Annotated in this window: 16 protein-coding genes; 6 read left to right on the plus strand and 10 right to left on the minus strand. The window is 63.3% G+C overall.

The genetic code is table 11. From position 1 onward, the window contains the following. Nucleotides 1-6 precede the first annotated feature (6 nt). The 5 genes from AC1DUN_RS03550 (at nucleotide 7) to AC1DUN_RS03570 (ending at nucleotide 8712) form a co-directional block, all read left to right on the plus strand. Nucleotides 7-1260 carry a phenylacetate--CoA ligase family protein gene (locus tag AC1DUN_RS03550; protein WP_477712745.1) on the plus strand — a complete coding sequence of 418 codons (1254 nt, stop codon included), beginning with the start codon at nucleotides 7-9 and terminating at the stop codon, nucleotides 1258-1260. Nucleotides 1261-1581: 321 nt separating this feature from the next. After that, complete coding sequence (locus AC1DUN_RS03555; protein WP_477712746.1) at nucleotides 1582-2574, plus strand: tripartite tricarboxylate transporter substrate-binding protein; 993 nt, start codon at nucleotides 1582-1584, stop codon at nucleotides 2572-2574. A 382-nt stretch (nucleotides 2575-2956) separates the two neighbouring features. After that, nucleotides 2957-3910 (plus strand): Bug family tripartite tricarboxylate transporter substrate binding protein, encoded by a 954-nt coding sequence (locus AC1DUN_RS03560; RefSeq protein ID WP_477713123.1) that lies wholly within the window; start codon nucleotides 2957-2959, stop codon nucleotides 3908-3910. A 534-nt stretch (nucleotides 3911-4444) separates the two neighbouring features. After that, nucleotides 4445-5206: a Hachiman antiphage defense system protein HamA gene (locus tag AC1DUN_RS03565; RefSeq protein WP_477712747.1), complete on the plus strand. Its 762-nt coding sequence runs from the start codon at nucleotides 4445-4447 to the stop codon at nucleotides 5204-5206. Beyond that, the gene (locus tag AC1DUN_RS03570) at nucleotides 5206-8712 is read left to right on the plus strand and encodes a DEAD/DEAH box helicase (protein ID WP_477712748.1); all 3507 of its coding nucleotides are present in this window, start codon (nucleotides 5206-5208) and stop codon (nucleotides 8710-8712) included. The genes AC1DUN_RS03565 and AC1DUN_RS03570 overlap by 1 nt, the downstream gene beginning before the upstream one ends. A gap of 266 nt (nucleotides 8713-8978) precedes the next feature. Here the strand turns inward: AC1DUN_RS03570 and AC1DUN_RS03575 are convergent, their stop codons facing one another. The 9 genes from AC1DUN_RS03575 to AC1DUN_RS03615 form a co-directional block, all read right to left on the minus strand. Further along, nucleotides 8979-9209, minus strand: a complete 231-nt coding sequence (locus AC1DUN_RS03575; RefSeq protein WP_477713124.1) for a DUF1840 family protein — start codon at nucleotides 9207-9209, stop codon at nucleotides 8979-8981. A gap of 60 nt (nucleotides 9210-9269) precedes the next feature. Next, nucleotides 9270-9665, minus strand: a complete 396-nt coding sequence (locus AC1DUN_RS03580; protein WP_477712749.1) for a RidA family protein — start codon at nucleotides 9663-9665, stop codon at nucleotides 9270-9272. Beyond that, nucleotides 9640-10089 (minus strand): acyl-CoA thioesterase, encoded by a 450-nt coding sequence (locus tag AC1DUN_RS03585; protein ID WP_477712750.1) that lies wholly within the window; start codon nucleotides 10087-10089, stop codon nucleotides 9640-9642. Before AC1DUN_RS03585 ends, AC1DUN_RS03580 begins: the two co-directional genes overlap by 26 nt. Then, the gene (locus AC1DUN_RS03590; protein WP_477712751.1) at nucleotides 10086-11759 is read right to left on the minus strand and encodes a benzoate-CoA ligase family protein; all 1674 of its coding nucleotides are present in this window, start codon (nucleotides 11757-11759) and stop codon (nucleotides 10086-10088) included. The genes AC1DUN_RS03585 and AC1DUN_RS03590 overlap by 4 nt, the downstream gene beginning before the upstream one ends. Continuing rightward, nucleotides 11756-12937: an acyl-CoA dehydrogenase family protein gene (locus tag AC1DUN_RS03595; RefSeq protein WP_477712752.1), complete on the minus strand. Its 1182-nt coding sequence runs from the start codon at nucleotides 12935-12937 to the stop codon at nucleotides 11756-11758. Before AC1DUN_RS03595 ends, AC1DUN_RS03590 begins: the two co-directional genes overlap by 4 nt. A gap of 27 nt (nucleotides 12938-12964) precedes the next feature. Further along, nucleotides 12965-13819, minus strand: a complete 855-nt coding sequence (locus tag AC1DUN_RS03600; RefSeq protein ID WP_477712753.1) for an enoyl-CoA hydratase family protein — start codon at nucleotides 13817-13819, stop codon at nucleotides 12965-12967. Further along, a complete protein-coding gene (locus tag AC1DUN_RS03605; RefSeq protein ID WP_477712754.1) occupies nucleotides 13816-14301 on the minus strand; it encodes a MarR family winged helix-turn-helix transcriptional regulator in 486 nt (161 codons plus the stop codon). Before AC1DUN_RS03605 ends, AC1DUN_RS03600 begins: the two co-directional genes overlap by 4 nt. A 46-nt stretch (nucleotides 14302-14347) precedes the next feature. Continuing rightward, on the minus strand, nucleotides 14348-16672 hold the full coding sequence (locus AC1DUN_RS03610) for a bifunctional salicylyl-CoA 5-hydroxylase/oxidoreductase (protein ID WP_477712755.1): 2325 nt from the start codon (nucleotides 16670-16672) through the stop codon (nucleotides 14348-14350). Between the two features lie 304 nt (nucleotides 16673-16976). Further along, nucleotides 16977-17726 (minus strand): 2OG-Fe dioxygenase family protein, encoded by a 750-nt coding sequence (locus AC1DUN_RS03615; RefSeq protein WP_477712756.1) that lies wholly within the window; start codon nucleotides 17724-17726, stop codon nucleotides 16977-16979. Nucleotides 17727-17871: 145 nt separating this feature from the next. Here AC1DUN_RS03615 and AC1DUN_RS03620 point away from each other — a divergent pair, with 145 nt between their 5' ends. Beyond that, nucleotides 17872-18174 carry a DUF1840 domain-containing protein gene (locus tag AC1DUN_RS03620; protein WP_074579319.1) on the plus strand — a complete coding sequence of 101 codons (303 nt, stop codon included), beginning with the start codon at nucleotides 17872-17874 and terminating at the stop codon, nucleotides 18172-18174. A gap of 92 nt (nucleotides 18175-18266) precedes the next feature. Here AC1DUN_RS03620 and AC1DUN_RS03625 read toward each other — a convergent pair whose 3' ends face one another. Then, entirely contained in the window at nucleotides 18267-19796 is a 1530-nt protein-coding gene (locus AC1DUN_RS03625; protein WP_477712757.1) for a tetratricopeptide repeat protein, read from the minus strand. Nucleotides 19797-19812 lie beyond the last annotated feature (16 nt).

Raw genomic sequence — 19812 nt, forward strand, 5'->3', positions numbered from 1 at the left:
ACGAACATGAGCAATTTCTTCGACACCCTGGAACAGCGGCCGCATGCCGAGCGCGAAGCCGCCCAGTTCGCCGCGCTGCCGCGGCAGGTCGCGCATGCGCAATCCCATGCGCCGGCTTTTGCCGGCATCCTCAAGGGCGTGGACGCCGCGGCCGTCACCTCGCGCGCCGCGCTGGCGCGCCTGCCGGTCACGCGCAAGTACGAGCTGCTGGCACTGCAGCAGGCCTCGCGCGAGGCGGGCGGCGATCCTTTCGGCGGCTTCAGTGCGCTGCGTTACGGCGCCGCCATGCCGCGCGTCTTCGCCAGCCCCGGCACGATTTACGAGCCCGACAGCACACGCAAGGACTACTGGCGCATGGCGCGGGCCCTGCACGCCGCGGGCTTCAGGCCGGGGCAGCTGGTGCACAACTGCTTTAGCTACCACTTCGTGCCGGCCGGCACCATGATGGAAAGCGGCGCCCATGCGCTGGGCTGCACCGTCTTCCCGGGCGGCACCGGGCAGACCGAGCAGCAGGTGCAGGCCATGGCCGAGCTCAAGCCCGCCGGTTATGTCGGCACGCCCAGCTTCCTCAAGATCATTGTCGACAAGGCCGCCGAGATGAGAATCGGGCTGCCCAGCGTGACACGCGCCATGGTCTCGGGCGAGGCCTGCCCGCCCAGCCTGCGCGACTGGTTTGCCGAACGCGGCATCGCCGCCTACCAGTGTTATGCCTCGGCCGACCTGGGCCTGATCGCCTATGAAACCGAGGCCCGCGAAGGCCTGGTGCTGGACGAGGGCGTGATCGTGGAAATCGTGCGCCCCGGCACCGGCGACCCGGTCGCCGAGGGCGAGGTCGGCGAACTGGTGGTCACCACCTTGAACCCCGACTACCCGCTGGTCCGCTTCGGCACCGGCGACCTGTCGGCCGTGCTGCCAGGCCGCTGCCCCACCGGCCGCAGCAACACGCGCATCAAGGGCTGGATGGGCCGGGCCGACCAGACCGTCAAGGTGCGCGGCATGTTTGTGCACCCGGGCCAGGTCGCCGACATCGCCAGGCGGTTTCCCGAAGTGCTCAAGGCCAGGCTGGTGGTCAGCGGCGAGATGGCCAACGACAGCATGCACTTCCAGGCCGAGGCGGCGTCCATGCCCGAGGGGCTGGATCAGCGCATAGCCGACGCCATACGCGACGTCACCAAACTGCGCGGCACCGTGCAGCTGCTGGCGCCCGGCAGTCTCCCCAACGACGGCAAGGTTATTGAGGATGCCAGAAGTTACAAGTAGAGCCCCCACGCTTTTCACTGCGCCTTCGGCTTCGTGTAATGCGCTGCCCCCCGAGGGGGCCGCCCGCCTGCGGTCTGGCAAAGCCAGTCCCGCGGCTCATGCTGGGTTGAAGAATCCTGTGCGTGCGAAGGGTGGGTATTCACCAGTGGGGGCCGCGGGTCCGGCTTTGCCGGCCCCAGGCGCCGCCCCCTTGAGGGGGAGCAGGCTACACGCAGTGAGCCTGTACAGGGGTGACCGGGGGCTAGCCCTTACGTAGTTCCCGCGATGTTGAGGCAGTAAGGGGACCGTAAACTTGGCGCCTTCAGATACAAGGAGACGCTCATGAAACGCCTGTTAGTCCTCGCCGCCGCCGCAACCACCGTGTTTGCCGCGCACGCGCAAACCGCCTTCCCCAGCTCCAAGCCCATCAGCCTGGTGGTGCCCTTCGCGGCCGGCGGACCGACCGACCGCGTGGCCCGCGACCTGGCCGAAGCCATGCGCAAGGCCATGGGCGGCAATGCCAACTTCGTGGTGGAGAACGTCAACGGCGCCGGCGGCACCATAGGCGTCGCCAAGGTGGCACGCGCCACGCCCGACGGCCACACCCTGCTGGTGCACCACATCGGCATGGCCGCCGCGCCCGCCCTGTACCGCAAGCTGCCGTACAAGATGCCCGACGATTTTGAGTACCTCGGCATGATCAATGAAGTGCCCATGACCATCATCGGCAAACCGCAGCTGCCCGCCAACAACTACCGCGATTTTGAGAACTACATCCGCGCCAACTCCGGCAAGCTCAACATCGCCCACGCCGGCCTGGGTTCCGCCTCGCACCTGTGCGGCCTGATGTGGCAATCGGCCATCAAGGCCAAGGACGCCATGACCACCATCCCCTTCGGCGGCACCGCGCCCGCCATGAATGCGCTGGTCGGCGGCCAGGTCGACATGATGTGCGACCAGACCACCAACACCACCGGCCAGATCGAAGCCGGCCGCGTCAAAGCCTTTGCCGTGACCACCGCCAAGCCCCTGAGCAACAACAAGCTGCTCAAAGACTACCCCACGCTGCAGGAAATGGGATTGAAGGGCTTTGACCTGACCATCTGGCACGGCCTCTACGCCCCCAAGGGCACGCCCCCGGCCGTGCTGGCCCAGCTCAACACCGCGCTGAAGGCCGCCCTGAAAGACCCCGACTTCATCAAGAAGCAGGAAGGCCTGGGCGCCGTCGTGGTGACCGACAAGCGCGTCGACCCCGCCGCCCACAAGGCGTTTGTGATCGCCGAGATGAACAAGCTCAAGCCCGTGATCGAGGCTGCCGGCAAGTTTGCCGACTGATTGATTCCACGCTGATCTGATTGCCAAGCCGCCCGGTTCGCGCCGGGCGGCTTTTTTTGTATCCGCAGAGGATGCAAACAAAGGCAAAGACATTCTTGATGTCTCTCTCTTTCTTTAATCTGCGGAAATCTGCGTCATCTGCGGATGAATTTTTTATCCACAGATTACGCAGATTTCCGCAGATGAAGAGAAGAAGGAAAAAGCAATCCAAAAAAGTCCAGGGTTTAACCCCCTTGAAGTGACTGCCTGCGGACGCTATCTTCATGCGACCCCCGGCCGCCTGCCGGCCACCCCTCTGGAGAGCCTCTTGAATCCCAAACCTTTTCTTTCGCACCGCTATACAGGCCTGCTGGCCACCGCGCTGGCCGCCCTCAGCACCTTTATGGCCACGCCCTCGGCCTGGGCGCAAACCGCGAACTGGCCCGCCAAGCCCGTCAAGATCGTCGTGCCCTTCGCGCCCGGCGGCACCACCGACATCCTGGCCCGCGCCATGGCGCCTGAACTCTCCAAGGCTTTCGGCCAGCCCTTTGTCGTCGAGAACCGCGCCGGCGCCGGCGGCAACATAGGCGCCGACATCGTCGCCAAGTCCGCGCCCGACGGCTACACCCTGCTCATGGGCACCGTGGGCACACACGGCATCAACAAATCGCTGTACACAAAAATGGCCTTCGACCCGCAAAAGGACTTCGCGCCCATCACCCTGGTCGCGGGCGTTCCCAACGTCATGGTCGTCAACACCGAAAAAGCCAAGGCCGCCGGCATCAACAACGTCACCGACTTCATACGCGCGGCCAAAGCAAAACCCGGCACCTTCAACATGGCCTCCAGCGGCAACGGCACCTCCATTCATTTGGCCGGCGAGCTGTTCAAGACCATGAGCGGCACCTATATGACCCACTTCCCCTACAGCGGCTCCGGCCCCGCGCTGCTCGCGCTGGTGGGCGGCGACATGGATGTCATGTTCGACAACCTGCCCTCCTCCATGGCCCTCATCAAGGCCGGCAAACTTAAAGCTTTAGCCGTCACCAGCTCCGAACGCTCAGCCGCCCTGCCCGACGTCCCCACCGTGGAACAAGCCGGCGGCCCGGCCCTGAAAGGCTACGACGCCAGCTCCTGGTTCGGCCTGCTGGCGCCCGCCGGCACACCGCCCGACATCGTCAACCGCATCCAGCAGGAAGCCTCCAAAGCGCTGGGCACGCCGGCAATGAAAGAAAAGCTATTGGCCCAGGGCGCGATTCCCAGCGGCAACACGCCGGCGCAGTTCACTGCCTTTATCAATGCCGAGCATAAGAAATGGGCGCAGGTGGTGAAGGCTTCTGGGGCGAAGGTGGATTGAGGGTTCAAACCTTTGTACACGCCCACCTTCACAGACGAGTCCCGTGAGTTCGACCATTGCAACTCGCATCTACTGAGACTCCCCCGGGCGTTACAGACGAGCACGTCCTTCCGGCCGGAATAGGCGAGGACGGCAACGACTAAATTCTGAAAAATTTGGTCCACATATTCAGCAATACGAGAGTATTTTTCCTCTCGACCTACTGTCCATTTACTAGCCTTTTTCCCGCGAACGAGAGAAATGCCTCCTCTAATTAGAGTAGAAAGCTACTCAGCAGATTTATTCGGTTCCGAAGTCTGCACCCGCCTCGATCCTTCGATGGGGAGGCCATCGTCGATGGTCTGAAAAGTATCGACCAGCGAGCTTTTCATCTCTCTGTCAGCAGGGTAAATTTCAACTTTGGATCATTTGAAATAGTCCGCTACTTTCTGAATGTCCGCATCGTTGAGATAAACCAAGACTCGCTATAACCTCTTGGGCTGCTAACGAAATCTGACAAGGCCAAGAAATTACTTAAAACATCGGAGGCTCTCAATGACTCGATTCGCCGAGTGGTGCGCTCAAGCCGACATGCCTATAAAAAACCACAAGTTGCAGGTTCTGACAGCAGACCCAGAGCAGCTGGTCGAGGCGGTCGCGATAGTGGCAGAGGTCGTGCCTGATCACTATGTGATGCCGAACCGTCTTGCGGATCTCCTCACCCGCTTGGGACGAGATGCTGTTGCGACATACGTTAGAGCGAAATTGCCCACCACGATGCCCATCAAATCGGGCGACTTGGGTGAAATCCTCTGCACGACTTTCGTGCATGAATACACCCCGTTCAAGCTTGGCATCAAGCGTCTCCGCTGGAAGGACCACCGCAACATGTCCATGCGCGGCGATGATGTGCTGGCATTTAGCCTGGACGCCGAAACGGCAGAACTCAAGATACTCAAGGCAGAGTCCAAAAGCGGGGTCAAGATGCAAACCTCTACTATCGATAAGGCGCGCGAGGCGCTGTCGGATTACGGTGAACTTCCTTCGCCTCACGCTATGAGCTTCGTTGCGGACAGGCTCGAAGCGGCCGCAGACAAGCCGCTGAGAGATGCACTAGATGACGCCCAGCTGAAGCGGAGTTTGAAACCGTCGCAAGTCACCCACATGCTGTTCACGTTCTCTGGCAACAATGCCTCCACGATGTTGACTACAAACTTGAATGAATACGCTGGCGAGTCGCCGCAGCATTATGTTGGCTTGCGCGTTGAAGATCACCAGAACTTCATCAACGCTGTTTTCGCAGCCGTGGAGGGCTGATGGCGACTACCCTCCAAGAACTGCGCGCGAGCATCGAAACCGCTGTTACGCCGGGCTACCGGCAGCAGCTATTAGCAAGAGGACAGGCACGAGGGATGATCTGGCGAGCCGGCTCGCTGCCCATCGATGCTCCCGATTTCAGCCCGGAACTGTCGGAAGACCTCTTGTCCTTTGGCTACTCACTGCTCGTGCACGGTTTGAGATACATCGATTTGGGAGGAGACTTCTCGCTTGCAAGGGTGGCATTCGAAGTCGCTGCCGAGTCCATCGAAGCGGCAGTCGCCCGAGGACAAGTTGACGAGAACCGCGATTTTCACCGTCTGATAGCAGGTGCCGCCTATCATCTCGGTCGTTACTCGGCACGCGCATATTCGCTGTTGTTTGAGGGTTTGGGCGAGTCGAATCTGTCAGTTGTCGAGCGCTGCTTAGCCCAACTCATGCTGCGGGACCTTGAAGGAGTCAACGCTGCGGTGTCAAGTTGGTTTGCGTCGGATGTCGGCTCTGACGGCAACCTAATAGCGACATTCGACGCAGTTGTCGACCCTGATGCCGATGAGGGGGGGAATGACTCTGAAGAGAGTGGCGTTATCGAAGCCATGACGCTCGCGCTGGAGGGTAACTTCCTGTCCGCAATGTCCCAGACATTGCTAGCCCTTGAGCGAGGGGAGCAGTCGCTGATTCTGCAAGCCCAAGAACGCCTACGGGAAGGGCTATCAGTTGCTGGGGAGCTGAATCTTGTCAGTCAGTGGTGGATCCACCGATTGGCGATTCATATCGTCGACGGGCTTTGGACCAGTAGCTTCCACGCGCTACTACCCAGCCAGGGGCCAATTGGCGCAGACGTGGGAAATTGGGTACACCTGCGCAGGCTGTTCATCGCGTCGCTCATGCGTCGTCGTCGTGCGGAGATTGAAATCTGGCCATCACAGACAGAGGCGACGAAGCGCGTACTCGATTTCGATGCCAACTTAATCCTGTCGTTGCCAACCAGCGCGGGAAAGACGCGCATCGCCGAGTTGTGCATCTTGGCCTGCCTTTCCTGTGGCAAGCGGGTAGTTTTTGTAACACCACTGCGGGCGTTGTCGGCGCAGACCGAGGTGACGCTGCGGCGGACCTTCGGCGCGCTAGGCAAGACTGTTTCAAGCCTGTACGGCAGCATTGGAGCGAGCGGTAGCGATGTGGACGCGCTCAAGTCTCAGGACATCGTAGTGTCGACGCCTGAGAAGCTGGACTTCGCACTCCGAAGTGACCCCGAACTGCTGGACAACATCGGACTGGTTGTTTTGGACGAGGGCCACATGATTGGCCTAGGCGAACGCGAGGTCCGGTATGAGGCACAGATTCAGCGCCTGTTAAGGCGTTCCGATGCAGCCACCAGACGGATTGTCTGTCTGTCGGCAATCCTGCCTGAGGGAGACCAGTTGATGGATTTCACAGCATGGCTCACGTCTGACCGGCCGGATGGGCTCATCAAGAACGATTGGCGCCCGACGCGTCTACGATTTGGAGAGGTTGATTGGAATCCGGATAGCAAGCTTGCTCAATTGAAAATCGTTGTCGGAGATGAGCACCCTGTCGTTCCGCAGTTTGTTGTTGGCAAGACCCTCACCGCAAGAAAGAACGCGAAGGTCTACCCGGCATCCCAGACTGATTTGTGTATTTTTAGTGCTTGGCGTTTGATTGAGGATGGGCAGTCGGTGCTGATCTTCTGCCCTCTTCGGGTCTCGGTCATCCCCCTAGCTAGACGCATCATTGAGATGAGTCAGAAAGGACTCATCGCACCAGCGCAGACTCCACCGACAGAGGTCCTGACCTCTGCTCTCGCGGTCGGCGCCGAGTGGTTCGGGCCGGATCACGAAATTCTCAAGTGCCTCCGCATGGGAGTCGCAGTGCATCACGGCGAACTACCGACACCCTTCAGGAAAGAAGTTGAGCGACTGCTCCGAGAAGGAGTACTCAGGCTAACGGTCTCTTCGCCGACGCTCGCGCAAGGTCTGAATCTTGCCGCAACGAGTTTGGTGTTTCATGGCCACTCCCGAGACGGAGAAACTATCGCCGAGTCTGAATTCCGCAATGTGGTGGGCCGCGCGGGGCGCGCATATGTCGATATTGAAGGATTGGTGCTGTATCCGATGTACGACGACCATGACAAGCGTCGCGCCGCGTGGGCTCAGCTCATTGGAAGCACTAAAGGTCGGGAGATGGAAAGCGGTCTTCTGCGACTTCTGATGTCGTTGCTCAGACGTATGGCGAGCAAACTGGGGACCAAGGATGTGAAGACCTTGCTTGAATATGTGGCAGGACAAGGAGGATGGGACTTTCCAGTGGTTAAAAACGAGAAGCGATGGCGTGCCGAGGCCGCTGCGGTGGAGTGGCCGCGGCACCTGACCAGTCTCGATACAGCCATCTTCAGCTTGCTCGGCGACGCTCAAGTCTCTGATGAGGAAGTTGAAGCGAAGCTCGACGAAGTACTGACGTCCTCACTTCTCATGCGTCGACTCGCGCGGCGAGACGAGCCAACACGCAATGCCCTGATTGGCGGATTGAAGGCACGCGCAAAGTTCATCTGGTCCAGTTCTTCGCCCTCGCAACGTCGCGGCTACTTCCTCTCGGGCGTAGGCCTAGCCACGGGCCAGGCACTCGACAATAAAGCAGAGGAACTTGAATACCTGCTTCTGCAGGCGAATGCGGCTGTAGACGTAGGAGAGGTCGATAGGGCAATTGAGGCAATCATTGGTTTTGCGGACATCGCATTCGAGATTTCGCCTTTCACGCCGAAAGCGCTACCTGTGAATTGGAAGCAGATTCTGGAACAGTGGCTTCGGGGGGTACCAGTGCCGCAAATCAATATCAACGACCCCGACGACGCAGTGTCTTTGATTGAGCACGCGTTCGTCTACAACCTCCCATGGGCAATGGAAGCCGTTCGGGTCAGAGCTGAAGCTCACCAAGACCCTTTCTCAGACGACATTACGTTAGCCAACTACGGGAGTGCCAACGCCGTTGCGGCAGTTGAAACGGGTACCTTGTCGGTGGCAGCTTCAATTCTCCTAAAGGCCGGTTTCGCATCCAGGCTAGGAGCTATCCACGCAGTCGACGCCACAACCGCCGATTTCGATTCACCCGCCGGAATGAGGACTTGGCTGGCTTCCGCCGAAGTGCGGGCGCTGCGAGCCAATTTAAACTGGCCGACATTGGAATCGCATGAGCTATGGTTGGAGTTCACCGCGCCTCACGGTGCTGGATACACGGCCCCTTGGTCGGTGACCGCCTACATGGGACCCGTAACCTGGCACGGCGTGCCGATGCCACCCGAGACCCCGTTGCGATTGGGTGGTGGGCCGGGCAAGGAAGATGCGATTTACACTGCGGACTTCAAAGAAGTCGGCAAGATTGGGTATGCATTCAATCATCATGCTGTTGGGCTGACTGTCGCGAAAGCCACAGGGGCCGTCGACAAAATCCTTTTTGAGTATGTCGGGCCCAACGATCTCATAGGGCAGTAGGCAATGGGCAAATCGGCTTCGACTTGCCAGCGACTACTCTGAGGTTACTGCTGCCCAGGCGTACTAAGGGCGTCCGCCTATGAGTACGGACGGGGCGGCAGCCAAGACAAGGCGACTGCGACGTAGTAGTACAAGAGGGCTGCACTCCAAGGGCTAGAGCCAGCCGCGGATGCCTTGAACCGGCTGGGGGGTGAGTGATATTTAAAGTGCCTGCCGCGCGTCACAGCACCTCACAACTTCCATGAAGAAGCCCTGTTTCCAGGGCTTCATACATATAGAGGGGCCACCTTAGCGGCCCTGGCGCCTACCCCCCAAACCACCTCATGCCCAGCCTTGAGGTTACGCTGCAGCATGTCCAGAAAAGGCACGGCGCGCTGGCGCAGGCCTAAGCCGTCACCGAGGACTACGCCGTCTTCGGCATTGGCGTCGTGGGCTTCCTCATGCGCAAGGAATTCCCATCTGCCATTTCCGGCAGCACGCTCATTGCTTCCCGTAATTCATGCCTCTGGAGCCAGGTCTTTAGCCGGTCGGATAGATCGAAAGACCTTTCCTTGCCCTCAGTCCGGCACCACCGCCGTAACCTCAATCTCCACCTGCGCGCGGTCCTCGACCAGGCCGGCAACCTCGACGCAGGTCATGGCCGGGAAGTTTTTTCCCATGACTTCGCGGTAGACGGCGCCCAGTTCCTTGAGCCTGGCCACGTACTCGACGCGGTCCACCACATACCAGGTCATGCGCACCATGTGTTCGGGCCCGGCGCCGCCGGCTTTGAGCACGGCTGCGATGTTTTGCAGGGCCTGTTTGGTCTGCGCGACGAAGTCGTCGCTTTCGAATTCCTGCTTGGCGTTCCAGCCTATCTGGCCGCCCACAAAGAGCAGCGCGCCGCGCGCGAGCATGCCGTTGGCATAGCCCTTGGGTTCGGCCCAGTCAGGGGGTTGGATTTTTTTGAGCATGGGGCGGGTCTCCAGGGGATGTTTTTAAATAGGGCAGCAAAGCCTCGCGCAGTGCGTCGGGAATGCGTAGGGGCTTGCCGTTGGGAACTTCGGAATACACGATCACGCCGTGGGCCTTGAGCCGGGTGTCGCCGGCCTCGCCGTGGATCTCGTACTGCATGCCTATGCTGGAGCCGCCTATGCGCGTGAGCTCCAGCGTGATGGTGAGCGCGTCGCCGTTGCGGCACATGCCGAGGAATTCGGTCTTCAGGTCGACGATGGGCACACCGACACCGCTGGCGATCAGTTTGTGCTCGGGAAAGCCTATGTGTTCCAGGAAGTCTTCCTGCACCTCATGCAGCAGGTAAAAAAACTGCGGGTAAAAAACAATGCCGGCCGGGTCGCAGTGGTGAAAGCGCACGCGCTTGGGAACGCTGAATTTCATGGCTGGCGCAGCTTGAAGCGTTGCAGCTTGCCGGTTTCGGTGCGCGGCAGCTTGTCGACAAACTCGATTTGGCGCGGATATTTAAAGGGCGCCAGCGTCGCCTTGACATGGTCCTGCAAGGCCTTGGCCGTGGCGTCGCCGCCGGCCTCGCCGGGCTTGAGCACGATAAAGGCCTTTACCACCATGCCGCGCTCCTCGTCGGGCAGGCCCACCACGCCGCACTCGGCCACGGCCGGGTGCTTGAGCAGCGCGTCTTCGACCTCAGGGCCGGCCACGTTGTAGCCGGCGGTGATGATCATGTCGTCGGCGCGCGCCTGGTAAAAAAAGTAGCCGTCGGCATCCTGCATGAAGGCGTCGCCCGGGTGGTTCCAGCCGCCCTTCACATAGTTGCCCTGGCGCGCGTCGTCGAGGTAGCGGCAGCCCGTGGGGCCCACCACCGCCAGCTTGCCTATGGTGCCGCGCGGCACTTCGGCGCCGCTGTCGTCCACCACCTTGGCGGTATAACCGGGCACCACCTTGCCGATGGCGCCGCGGCGCACCTCAGCGCCGGCCGCCGAGATGAAGATGTGGAACATCTCGGTCGCGCCTATGCCGTCAATCATCTCAATGCCGGTGGCGTCTTTCCACAGCTGGCGCGTGGCGTCCGGCAGGCTTTCGCCGGCGCTCACGCACAGGCGCAGGCCGGGCACGCCGTGCTGCTTGGCGAAGGCGGCCATCTGCCGGTAAAACGTGGGCGCGGTGTAGCAGATGGTGGCGCCCACCTGCTTGATCAGCTTGACCATGGCCTCGGGCGTATAGCCTATGGAGGGGTAATACACCGAGGCACCGGCCCACATCGGGAAAATCAGCATGCCGCCCAGGCCGAAGGTAAAGGCCAGCGGCGGCGAGCCGACCACGATGTCATCGGGCTGGGCCTTGAGCACATGGCGCGGCCAGGCCTCGCAGGCGGCCAGCACGTCGCGGTGCGTGTGCACCGCGGCCTTGGGCTTGCCCGTGGTGCCCGAGGTAAACGCCATCAGCGCGATGTCGTCGGCCGACACCGGGCAGGGCTTGAAGTTACCGTCCTTCTGCGCCGACAGCACGGCCAGCGAGCCGGGTGCATCCATCAGGTTAAAGGGCACGATGGTGGGCAGCGCGGCGCTGGGCGCCTGGGCGGCCTGCAGTTCGTCGAGCAGCGTGGCATCGCACAGGGCCAGCGCGGGGCGGGCTTTTTCGATGATCTCGCCGAGCTCCTTGGCGCGCAGCAGCGGCATGGTCGCCACCGCCACCAGCCCGGCCTGCACCACGCCCAGCCAGGCCAGCGCCATGCCTATGGAATTGCCGCCGCGCAGCAGCACGCGGTTGCCGGGTTGGAGGCCGAAGTCTTCGGTCAGCACCTGCGCGATGCGGTTCACGCGCTCCAGCGCGTCGGTATAGGTCAGCGTGATCTTGTCCGAGCGCAGCAGCGGCTTGTCGCCGCGCCCCTCGCGAATCGCCTTGTCGAACAGGGACTGCACCAGGTTGGCCTGCGCCGGGATGCGCAGCTCGGGCAGCGCGTATTCCATGCGCGGCAGCTGTTCGGGCGCCGGCAGGCGCTCGTGCACAAAACGGTCCACCTGCGCGGAAGGCGCGGAAGGGGCGGAGGGTGCCGCGGCAAGGCTTTCGATGGTGTCGGAGACGGAGGTGCTCATGATTGCAATTGGGCCTTTCCAATGATGAGTTGCTGCACTTCGGTCGCGCCTTCATAAATGCGCAGCGAGCGTATGTCGCGGTACAGGCTTTCCACCTTGGTGCCCACCTTCACGCCCAGGCCGCCGTGCATTTGCAGCGCCATGTCGATGACCTTCTGCGCGTTCTCGGTGGCCGCCATCTTGGCCATGGCGGCCTCGGCGGTGATGCGCGCGCCGCTGCCCAGGCGTTCGCTCTCGTCGCGCATCCAGGCGGCGCGGTAGGTCAGCAGCGCGGCGGCATCGACCAGGGCCGCCATCTCACCGAGCTTGGCCTGCGTCAGCTGGAAGTCGGCCAGGGTCTGGCCGAACATTTTGCGTTCTTTCGAGAAGCGCACCGCCTCGGCCAGCGCGCGGCGCGCCATGCCCAGCGCGGCGGCCGCCACCGAGGCGCGGAAGATGTCCAGCGTCTGCATGGCCAGCTTGAAGCCACCGTGCAGCACGCCCAGCTGCGCGCCTTTGGGCAGCTTGCAGTGCGCGAACTTCAGCGTGGCCAGCGGGTGCGGCGCCATCACGGCGATGTGCTCGCTGCTGTCCAGGCCCTTGCTGTTGGCATCGACGATAAAGGCCGTGATGCCGCGCGTGCCGGCCTGCGGGTCGGTCTTGGCAAAGGTCACGTAAAAATCCGCGATGCCGCCGTTGCTGATCCAGGTCTTGCTGCCGTTCAGCGTCCAGCCCTCGCCGGTATCGGTGGCCGAGGTCGCCATGGCGCCGGCGTCCGAGCCCGCGTCGGGCTCGCTGAGGGCAAAGGCCGCGATTTTTTGGCCGCTGGCCACCAGGGGCAGGTAGGCCGCCTGCTGCGCGGGCGTGCCCGCCAGCGTGATGGCGCCGCTGCCCAGGCCCTGCATGGCAAACGCAAAATCGGCCAAAGGCGAATGAAAGGCCAGCGTCTCGCGCAGGATCACCAGCGCGCGCGAGTCCAGCTTTTCCAGCGCGCCGCCCAGGGCGCCGTCCTTGCCGGCCGGCACGCAGTAGCGCAGCCAGCCCTGCTCGCCCAGCAGCGCCACCCATTCCTTGCAGGCCTTGCGGTCGTCGCGCTCGTCAACCTGCTGCTGCGGCGCCCAGTCGGCCAGGCGCCGGCCCAGCTCGCGGTGAACCTCGTCAAAAAAAGGCAAAGCCAGGTGGGCGGTGCTCGATTTCATGCCTGAATCCTTGTTGTGCTGCTGTGCTCAGTCGCCGCGGAACACCGGCTTCTGCCTGGCCGCAAAGGCCTCGTAGGCGCGCTTGAAGTCCTTGGTCTGCATGCAGATGGCCTGGGCCTGCGCCTCGGCCTCTATGGCCTGGTCCAGCGTCATGGCCCATTCCTGGTGCAGCATGGTCTTGGTCATGCCGTGCGCGAAGGTCGGGCCCTCGGCCAGTTCGCGCGCCAGTTTTTGCGCCTGGGCCAGCAGCTCCTGCGGCTCATGCAGGGCGTTAAAGAAACCCCACTGCAGGCCTTCCTGCGCACTCATGGCGCGGCCGGTGAACAGCAGCTCCGAGGCGCGGCCCTGGCCTATCAGGCGCGGCAGCAGCGCGCAGGCACCCATGTCGGCGCCGGCCAGGCCCACGCGCGTGAACAAAAAGGCCGTCTTGGCCTGGGCCGTGCCCAGGCGCATGTCGGCCGCCAGGGCCATCATGGCGCCCGCGCCGGCGCAGATGCCGTCGATGGCCGCGATGATGGGCTGCGGGCACAGGCGCATGGCCTTGATCAGGTCGCCCGTCATGCGGGTGAACTCCAGCATCTCGGGCATGCTCATCTTGGTGAGCGGGCCTATGATCTCGTGCACGTCGCCGCCCGAGCAGAAATTGCCGCCCGCGCCGGTGATGACCACGGTCTTCACGTCGGTCGCGCTGTTCAGCGTGCGGAACAAATCGCGCAGCTCCGCGTAGGAGTCAAAGGTCAGCGGGTTTTTGCGCTCGGGGCGGTTCAGGGTCAGCGTGGCGACGCCGTCCTCGAACGAATAAGCGAAATGCTCCGCCTGGTAGTGGGCCATCGCATCGAAATGCGCGTGCATGGGGTTGGCCAGGCCTATGTAGTGTTTCATGGGGTTTCCAGTTTTGCGTCAGCGAGTTGGTTGTGGTGCTGCTTGACCTTGCCCAGCAGCTTGTGCAGCGATTCGACTTCGCGCGGCGACAGGCCCTCGAAGGCCGAGACGATCCAGGCCTCGTGCTCGGCCGCCATTTCGTCAAACAGCTTGCGCCCGCGGGTCGTCAGGCGCACGCGGTAGGCGCGCCGGTCGCCCTCCACGTCCACGCGCTCGACCAGGCCTTCGGCCACCAGCTGGTCGGTGATGCCGGTGACGTTGCCGCCCGTCACCATCATGCGGCGCGACAGCTCGTTCATCTTCAGGCCCTCGGGGCTGCGCTCGAGCTGCGCCATCAGGTCAAAGCGCGGCAGCGTGGTGTCGAACTGCTCGCGCAGCTGGGTGCGAACCTGCTTTTCCACCAGCTGCGTGCAGGTCAGCATGCGCAGCCAGAGGCGCAATGCCTCGGGGTGTTCGCTGTGGCCTCGTGCTTCCATGTCCATGCGGGTCTCCTTGCTGTGTTGGCTTTTGCTTTTTGCTTTTTGCTTTTTATTTACCGGGCGCGGGCTGGGCCGCGAGTGCCTGCTGCTTGGCGATTTCGCGGTAGAGCTGGTCGCGCCCGCTCAGGTAGGGCTTGGGCCAGTTCACATGCCGGCTTTGCAGCTTGGCGGCTTCGTGCAGCGTCCAGGCCGGGTCGGCCAGGTGCGGGCGGGCAATGGCGCAGAGGTCGGCGCGGCCGGCCGCGATGATGCTGTTGACGTGGTCGACTTCCGAGATCGCGCCCACGGCGATGGTCTGTATGCCCACCTCGTTGCGTATGCGGTCGGCAAACGGCGTCTGGTACATGCGGCCGTACACCGGTTTGGCCGCGCGCGTGGTCTGGCCCGAAGACACGTCGATGAAGTCGCAGCCCGCGGCCTTGAACAGGCGCGCGATGGCTACCGCGTCGTCCGCCGTGTTGCCGCCCGGCGCCCAGTCGTGCGCCGAGATGCGCACGCTCATGGGCCGGCCCGCGGGCCAGGCCGCGCGCATGGCGGTAAAGACTTCGAGCGGGAAGCGGCAGCGGTTTTCCAGGCTGCCGCCGTAGTCGTCTGTGCGCTGGTTGGTCAGCGGCGTGATAAAGCTCGACAGCAGGTAGCCGTGCGCGCAATGCAGCTCCAGCCAGTCAAAACCGGCCTCGGCCGCGTAACGCGTGGACTGCACAAACTCGGCCTTCACGCGGTCCATGTCGGCACGCGTCATGGCCTGGGGCAGCTGGTTGCCCGGTCCGTAGGCCACGGCACTGGCCGCCAGCAGCGGCCAGTTGCCGGTTGGCAGCGGCTCGTCGGGCGCTTCCCAGCCCACTTGGGTCGAGCCCTTGGGCCCGCTGTGGCCCAGCTGCATGCCTATCTTGGCGCCCGCGCCCGAGGCATGCACAAAATCCACAATGCGCTTGAAACCCTGGGCCTGCGCCTCGTTCCACAAGCCCGGGCAGCCCGGCGTGATGCGGCCTTCGGGGCAGGGTGAGGTCATTTCCACAAACACCAGGCCGGCGCCGCCCAGGGCCCGCGCGCCCAGGTGCACCAGGTGGAAGTCCTGCGGCATGCCGTCCACCGCGCTGTAGGTGGCCATGGGCGAAACCACAATGCGGTTCTTCAGCGAAAGCTCACGCACCTTCAAGGGCAGCAGCATGGGCGGTGGCGCATGCGGCGCATTGCTCTTGGCCAGCCATTGTTCGTAGCCCTGCAGCCAGGCCGCGTCGCGCACCCGCAGGTTTTCGTGGCTGATGCGCTGTGAACGTGTGAGCAGCGAATAAAAGAACTGTTCGGCCTCCATGCCGCTGTAGCGGTCCACGTTCTCGAACCATTCGGTGGAGTTGCGCGCCGCGTTCTGGATCTTCAGCACCTCGACGGAACGCAGCGCCTCGTAGGCCTGCAGCGCCGCCCTGGCATCGCCGTGCTGGGCGAAGCAGTGGCTCAGTTCTATCGCGTCTTCAAGTGCCAGCTTGGTGCCGCTGCCGATGGAGAAATGCGCGGTATGCGCAGCATCGCCCATCAGCACGATAGGCACCTGCTTGCCGTTGATGGCAGCCTCATGCACCCAGCGCTCGCAGACCACGCGCGGGAAACGTATCCAGATCGCCGAGCCGCGCACATGGGTGGCGTTGTTCATCAGCGCGTTGCCGTCCAGGTATTTAGCGAACAGGCGCTCGCAAAACGCGATGCCGTCCTCCTGGCTCATCTGGTCCAGGCCGTGGGCCTTCCACACCGCCTCGGGCGTCTCGACGATAAAGGTCGAGGTGTTTTCGTCAAACTTGTAGGCATGGGCGGCAAACCAGCCGTGCTCGGTCTGCTCAAACGCGAAGGTAAAGGCGTCAAAGGTCTTGCGTGTGCCCAGCCAGACAAAACGGCAGGCGCGCAGCTCCACGTCGGGCTTGAAGGTGTCCGCGTAGCGGTTGCGGATGCGGCTGTTCAGGCCGTCGCTGGCGACCACCAGGTCGGCGCCGTACTGCGCCGCGATGGCCTGGTCGTCCTGCACGTCGGTTTCAAACACCAGCGCCACGCCCAGCGCCATGCAGCGCTCCTGCAGGATGTTGAGCAGGCGCTTGCGGCCTATGCCGCAAAAGCCGTGGCCGCCGGAGCGCACCGAGCGCCCCTTGAAGAAGACCTCCACGTCATCCCAGTGGTTGAAGGCATCGCCTATCAGCTGCGCGCTGACCGGGTCGGCCGCGCGCAGGTTGCCCAGGGTCTGGTCCGACAGCACCACGCCCCAGCCGAAGGTGTCGAAAGGCCGGTTGCGCTCGACCACCGTCACCTGGTGGGCCGGGTTTTGCAGCTTCATCAGCAGGGCGAAATACAAACCAGCGGGACCACCGCCCAGGCAAAGAATGTGCATGAAAGCGTACTCTCTGGATTAATCTTGCCTTAATTGTTTAGGTTTAAAGTAAATCCGTCAAGCAGGGTTTTTGCCCCCCTCCCGGTTGACCCCCCTGAATTCTTAACCCAGCGGGGGCCGCGGGACTGGCTTTGCCRGRCCGCAGGCGCAGCGCCCCCCCCCGGGGGGCAGCGAACCACACGAAGTGGGGAGCGTGGGGGCTGAATCTTCACCAGCAGGGGCCGCGGAACCGGCTTTGCCGGGCCGCAGGCGCAGCGCCCCCTCGGGGGGCAGCGAACCACACGAAGTGGGGAGCGTGGGGGCCCTATTCCTTCGCCTGGAAGGCCGCTGCGCGGTAAGTGAGCACCAGCGTGTCGCGGAATCCGGCGCCGGGATGCTCGTCGGCCGGCAGGATGGGCGTGGTCTCGTGGATCACCCGGGCGTCGTCCAGCAGCAGCGCCGTGAGCGGCTCCCGCATCACAAAACGCACGCCGTGCGGGCCGTTGGCGTCAAACACCCGGGTCTCGCCGCCCTTCACGCCGTGGCGCCCCACCATCATCACCACCACAAAGTCCACGCCGTCGCGGTGCGCGCCCTCGGGGGTGGGCCGGCCCACGCCGCCCGCGGTGTCGATGCGGAACTGGTGCGCCTCGATATGCCAGCGCTCGGCCGGCTGCACCTGGGCAAACAGCCGGCCCAGGGCGCTGATCAAGTCCGTCCAGGCCGCGGCCGTGGCCACGGCCGGCTCCACCGGCTCGAACCAGCGCTCAAAACCGCCGTGCAGCGCGTTGTAGTCGGTCGGCTGCCAATGCGCGCGGTGCGGCGTTTGCACCAGTGTGCCCGCGGCAAGCTCCTGCACAAAACACGAGTGCCGGCGCTTGCGGTAATGGCCGCCGTCCTTCAGGTGGGCGTCGGGCGGCAGCCGGTCCCAGGAGGGCACCAGGGCATTCCAGGCCGGTGCCCAGGCATCGCCCAGCTCCAGCGTGGCCGTCAGTTCGGCCGGGTTCAGCAGGCTCAGGCCGTCCTGGCTGAGCGCCTGGCGGGCCGACTTGGGGACAGTGGCGATATTGAACATAGTCCGCTATTTTGCTTGAGCCCGGCGGGCTTCCCGCGCCCCAGCCGCGGAAACCCCCTGGCGGCTAAAAAGGTGAAACTTACCTACACACAGGCCGCTCAAACTTTTCCATAATGGTCTGTCAGCACAACTTGAGGAGCCATCCATGCTTTACAAATTCAAATCCAAAGACGCCGGCGATGTGATCATGCTCGAAGCCAACGGCCGCAAGGTCCTCGAGATCATCGGCAAGGACCCCGCCCCCAAAGGCATCATCCTGCCCGAGCAGATGCCCGCCGCCATCGCCGCCCTGAAGGAAGCCATCGCGCACGAGGAAGCCCACGACGCCAATGCCGAGGACGGCGTGGTCCCCGGCGACGGCCTGGGCCTGCGCCAGCGCGCCGTGCCCTTTATCGACATGCTGCAGCGCAACCTCAAGGCCGGGCATGAGGTGGTCTGGGGGGTTTAGGCACCCGGCCGCCGCGGAGGCCTGACTCTCTATAGAGGCAGAAATAAAAAAAGCCCTGGTGACAGGGCTTTTTGCATGGCGGGCGAAGAACCTTAAATATCAACCACACCCAAGCGCTTCAAGGCATCCTTGGCCGGTTCAAGGCCTTGCAGTGCGGCCTTTTTGTACCACTCGATGGCCGCCGCCCTGTCCTGGCTGCCGCCCCATCCGTATTCGTACGCATGGCCCACCTTGTACTGCGACTGCGCAAAACCCGCCGTGGCGGCAGACAGGTGATAGGCAAAAGCCTTGCGCAGATCCGCCGGCTGGCCGACGCCGTATTCCAGGTACCACGCCGCGTTGTGCGCACCGCGCGCCAGGCCCACCTCAGCCGCCCGTACAAACCAGTCAAACGAGGCCTTCACATCGGGCCGCGTGCCCATGCCCCGGTAGTACATCATGGCCAGGTTGTTCATCGCATAGGGGTGCCCCTGCTCGGCCGCACGCCGGTAGTTGTCAAACGCCAGCGGCAGGTCGACCGCCATGCCAATGCCATGCTGCTGGTTCCACGCCAGTGCGGCCTGGGCCAGTACAAAGCCCGCCTCGGCAGATTTGCGGTACCAGGTATTGGCCAGCTCGTGGTTGACCTCCACACCCCGCCCATTGTTGTAGATCGTCGCCACCGCATGCTGGGCGCGCGCATTGCCGCCATGGGCCAGGCGCAGCAAGTCTTCACGCGCGGTGGCTGAGCCCTGGGATGCTGCCGCAAACAGCGGCACCACTTCAGGATTCGGCAGCTGCGAAAGCAGACGGGCAAACGGATCGACCAGCGCCACAGGCACTGCCTTGCCGGCAGCCGCCGCAGTGCTGCTTGCGGCACCCGCCGCCGCAGCCATCTCTGCCTGCGCAGCCGCGCTGCGTTCAGTCGTCGTGCCTGCCAGCGGCTGCACCGCAGCAGTAGCCGCCGTGCCATTCGCACCCACAGTGGGGAACAAGCGCGAAAGCGCCTGGGCCGCGCCCTGCTTCAGGCCCGCCGGGTCCGTCGTCGAAGCGGCAAACTTTTCAATGTACTGGCGCGTCGTATCCGGGTTGCGTGAAAAGCGGTGCGACACCACAAAGGCATCGGCCGCACGCGGCGCCTGCCCCTGCGCGCCCAGCACTTCGGCCAAATTGGCCCAGGCCGCCGCCCGTGCCGGCGCCAGCGCGAGGGTGTAGCGCAGCTGCGCCTCCGCCTCAGAAAACTTGCCCGCGCGGTAGAGCACATAACCGTAGTTGTTGGCGATCTCCTGGTCGGAAGGATCGGCCCGCCGCGCTTTTTCAAAATCAGCCAAAGCTTCGGCCACCTGGTCGGCCTTGAATTTTTCAAGCGCGGTGGTGTTGAGCCGGCGCGCCAGCTTGCGGTCGCCGCGCGCGGGGTAAGGCAGCTCTTCAATCTCGGTCTTGGCATCCCACACCGCATTGGCATCACGCGACGCGGCGCCCGCCAGCATCTTGCTGACCTGGTCCAGGCGCGGCGCGATCTGGGCATTGGGTGCTGCGCCTGCTTGCGCAAACACAAATGGGTGGGCCATCTGAAGCGCGACGGCCAGGATGCAGGCGCTTGAAAAGCTGGTGGCGCGTTGGTGTGCTGTTTTTTTGAACATGAAAACTACCCTCCTC

This window comes from Polaromonas sp. P4_F6 (assembly GCF_056401275.1).

Bases quoted from the DNA above. Each gene is read 5' to 3' on its own strand.
- AC1DUN_RS03605 (WP_477712754.1), bottom strand. From the start codon at position 14,301: ATGGACATGGAAGCACGAGGCCACAGCGAACACCCCGAGGCATTGCGC.
- AC1DUN_RS03550 (WP_477712745.1), top strand. From the start codon at position 7: ATGAGCAATTTCTTCGACACCCTGGAACAGCGGCCGCATGCCGAGCGC.
- AC1DUN_RS03555 (WP_477712746.1), top strand. From the start codon at position 1,582: ATGAAACGCCTGTTAGTCCTCGCCGCCGCCGCAACCACCGTGTTTGCC.
- AC1DUN_RS03580 (WP_477712749.1), bottom strand. From the start codon at position 9,665: ATGCTCAAAAAAATCCAACCCCCTGACTGGGCCGAACCCAAGGGCTAT.
- AC1DUN_RS03595 (WP_477712752.1), bottom strand. From the start codon at position 12,937: ATGAAATCGAGCACCGCCCACCTGGCTTTGCCTTTTTTTGACGAGGTT.
- AC1DUN_RS03560 (WP_477713123.1), top strand. From the start codon at position 2,957: ATGGCCACGCCCTCGGCCTGGGCGCAAACCGCGAACTGGCCCGCCAAG.
- AC1DUN_RS03610 (WP_477712755.1), bottom strand. From the start codon at position 16,672: ATGCACATTCTTTGCCTGGGCGGTGGTCCCGCTGGTTTGTATTTCGCC.
- AC1DUN_RS03565 (WP_477712747.1), top strand. From the start codon at position 4,445: ATGACTCGATTCGCCGAGTGGTGCGCTCAAGCCGACATGCCTATAAAA.
- AC1DUN_RS03570 (WP_477712748.1), top strand. From the start codon at position 5,206: ATGGCGACTACCCTCCAAGAACTGCGCGCGAGCATCGAAACCGCTGTT.
- AC1DUN_RS03590 (WP_477712751.1), bottom strand. From the start codon at position 11,759: ATGAGCACCTCCGTCTCCGACACCATCGAAAGCCTTGCCGCGGCACCC.
- AC1DUN_RS03615 (WP_477712756.1), bottom strand. From the start codon at position 17,726: ATGTTCAATATCGCCACTGTCCCCAAGTCGGCCCGCCAGGCGCTCAGC.
- AC1DUN_RS03585 (WP_477712750.1), bottom strand. From the start codon at position 10,089: ATGAAATTCAGCGTTCCCAAGCGCGTGCGCTTTCACCACTGCGACCCG.
- AC1DUN_RS03600 (WP_477712753.1), bottom strand. From the start codon at position 13,819: ATGAAACACTACATAGGCCTGGCCAACCCCATGCACGCGCATTTCGAT.
- AC1DUN_RS03625 (WP_477712757.1), bottom strand. From the start codon at position 19,796: ATGTTCAAAAAAACAGCACACCAACGCGCCACCAGCTTTTCAAGCGCC.
- AC1DUN_RS03620 (WP_074579319.1), top strand. From the start codon at position 17,872: ATGCTTTACAAATTCAAATCCAAAGACGCCGGCGATGTGATCATGCTC.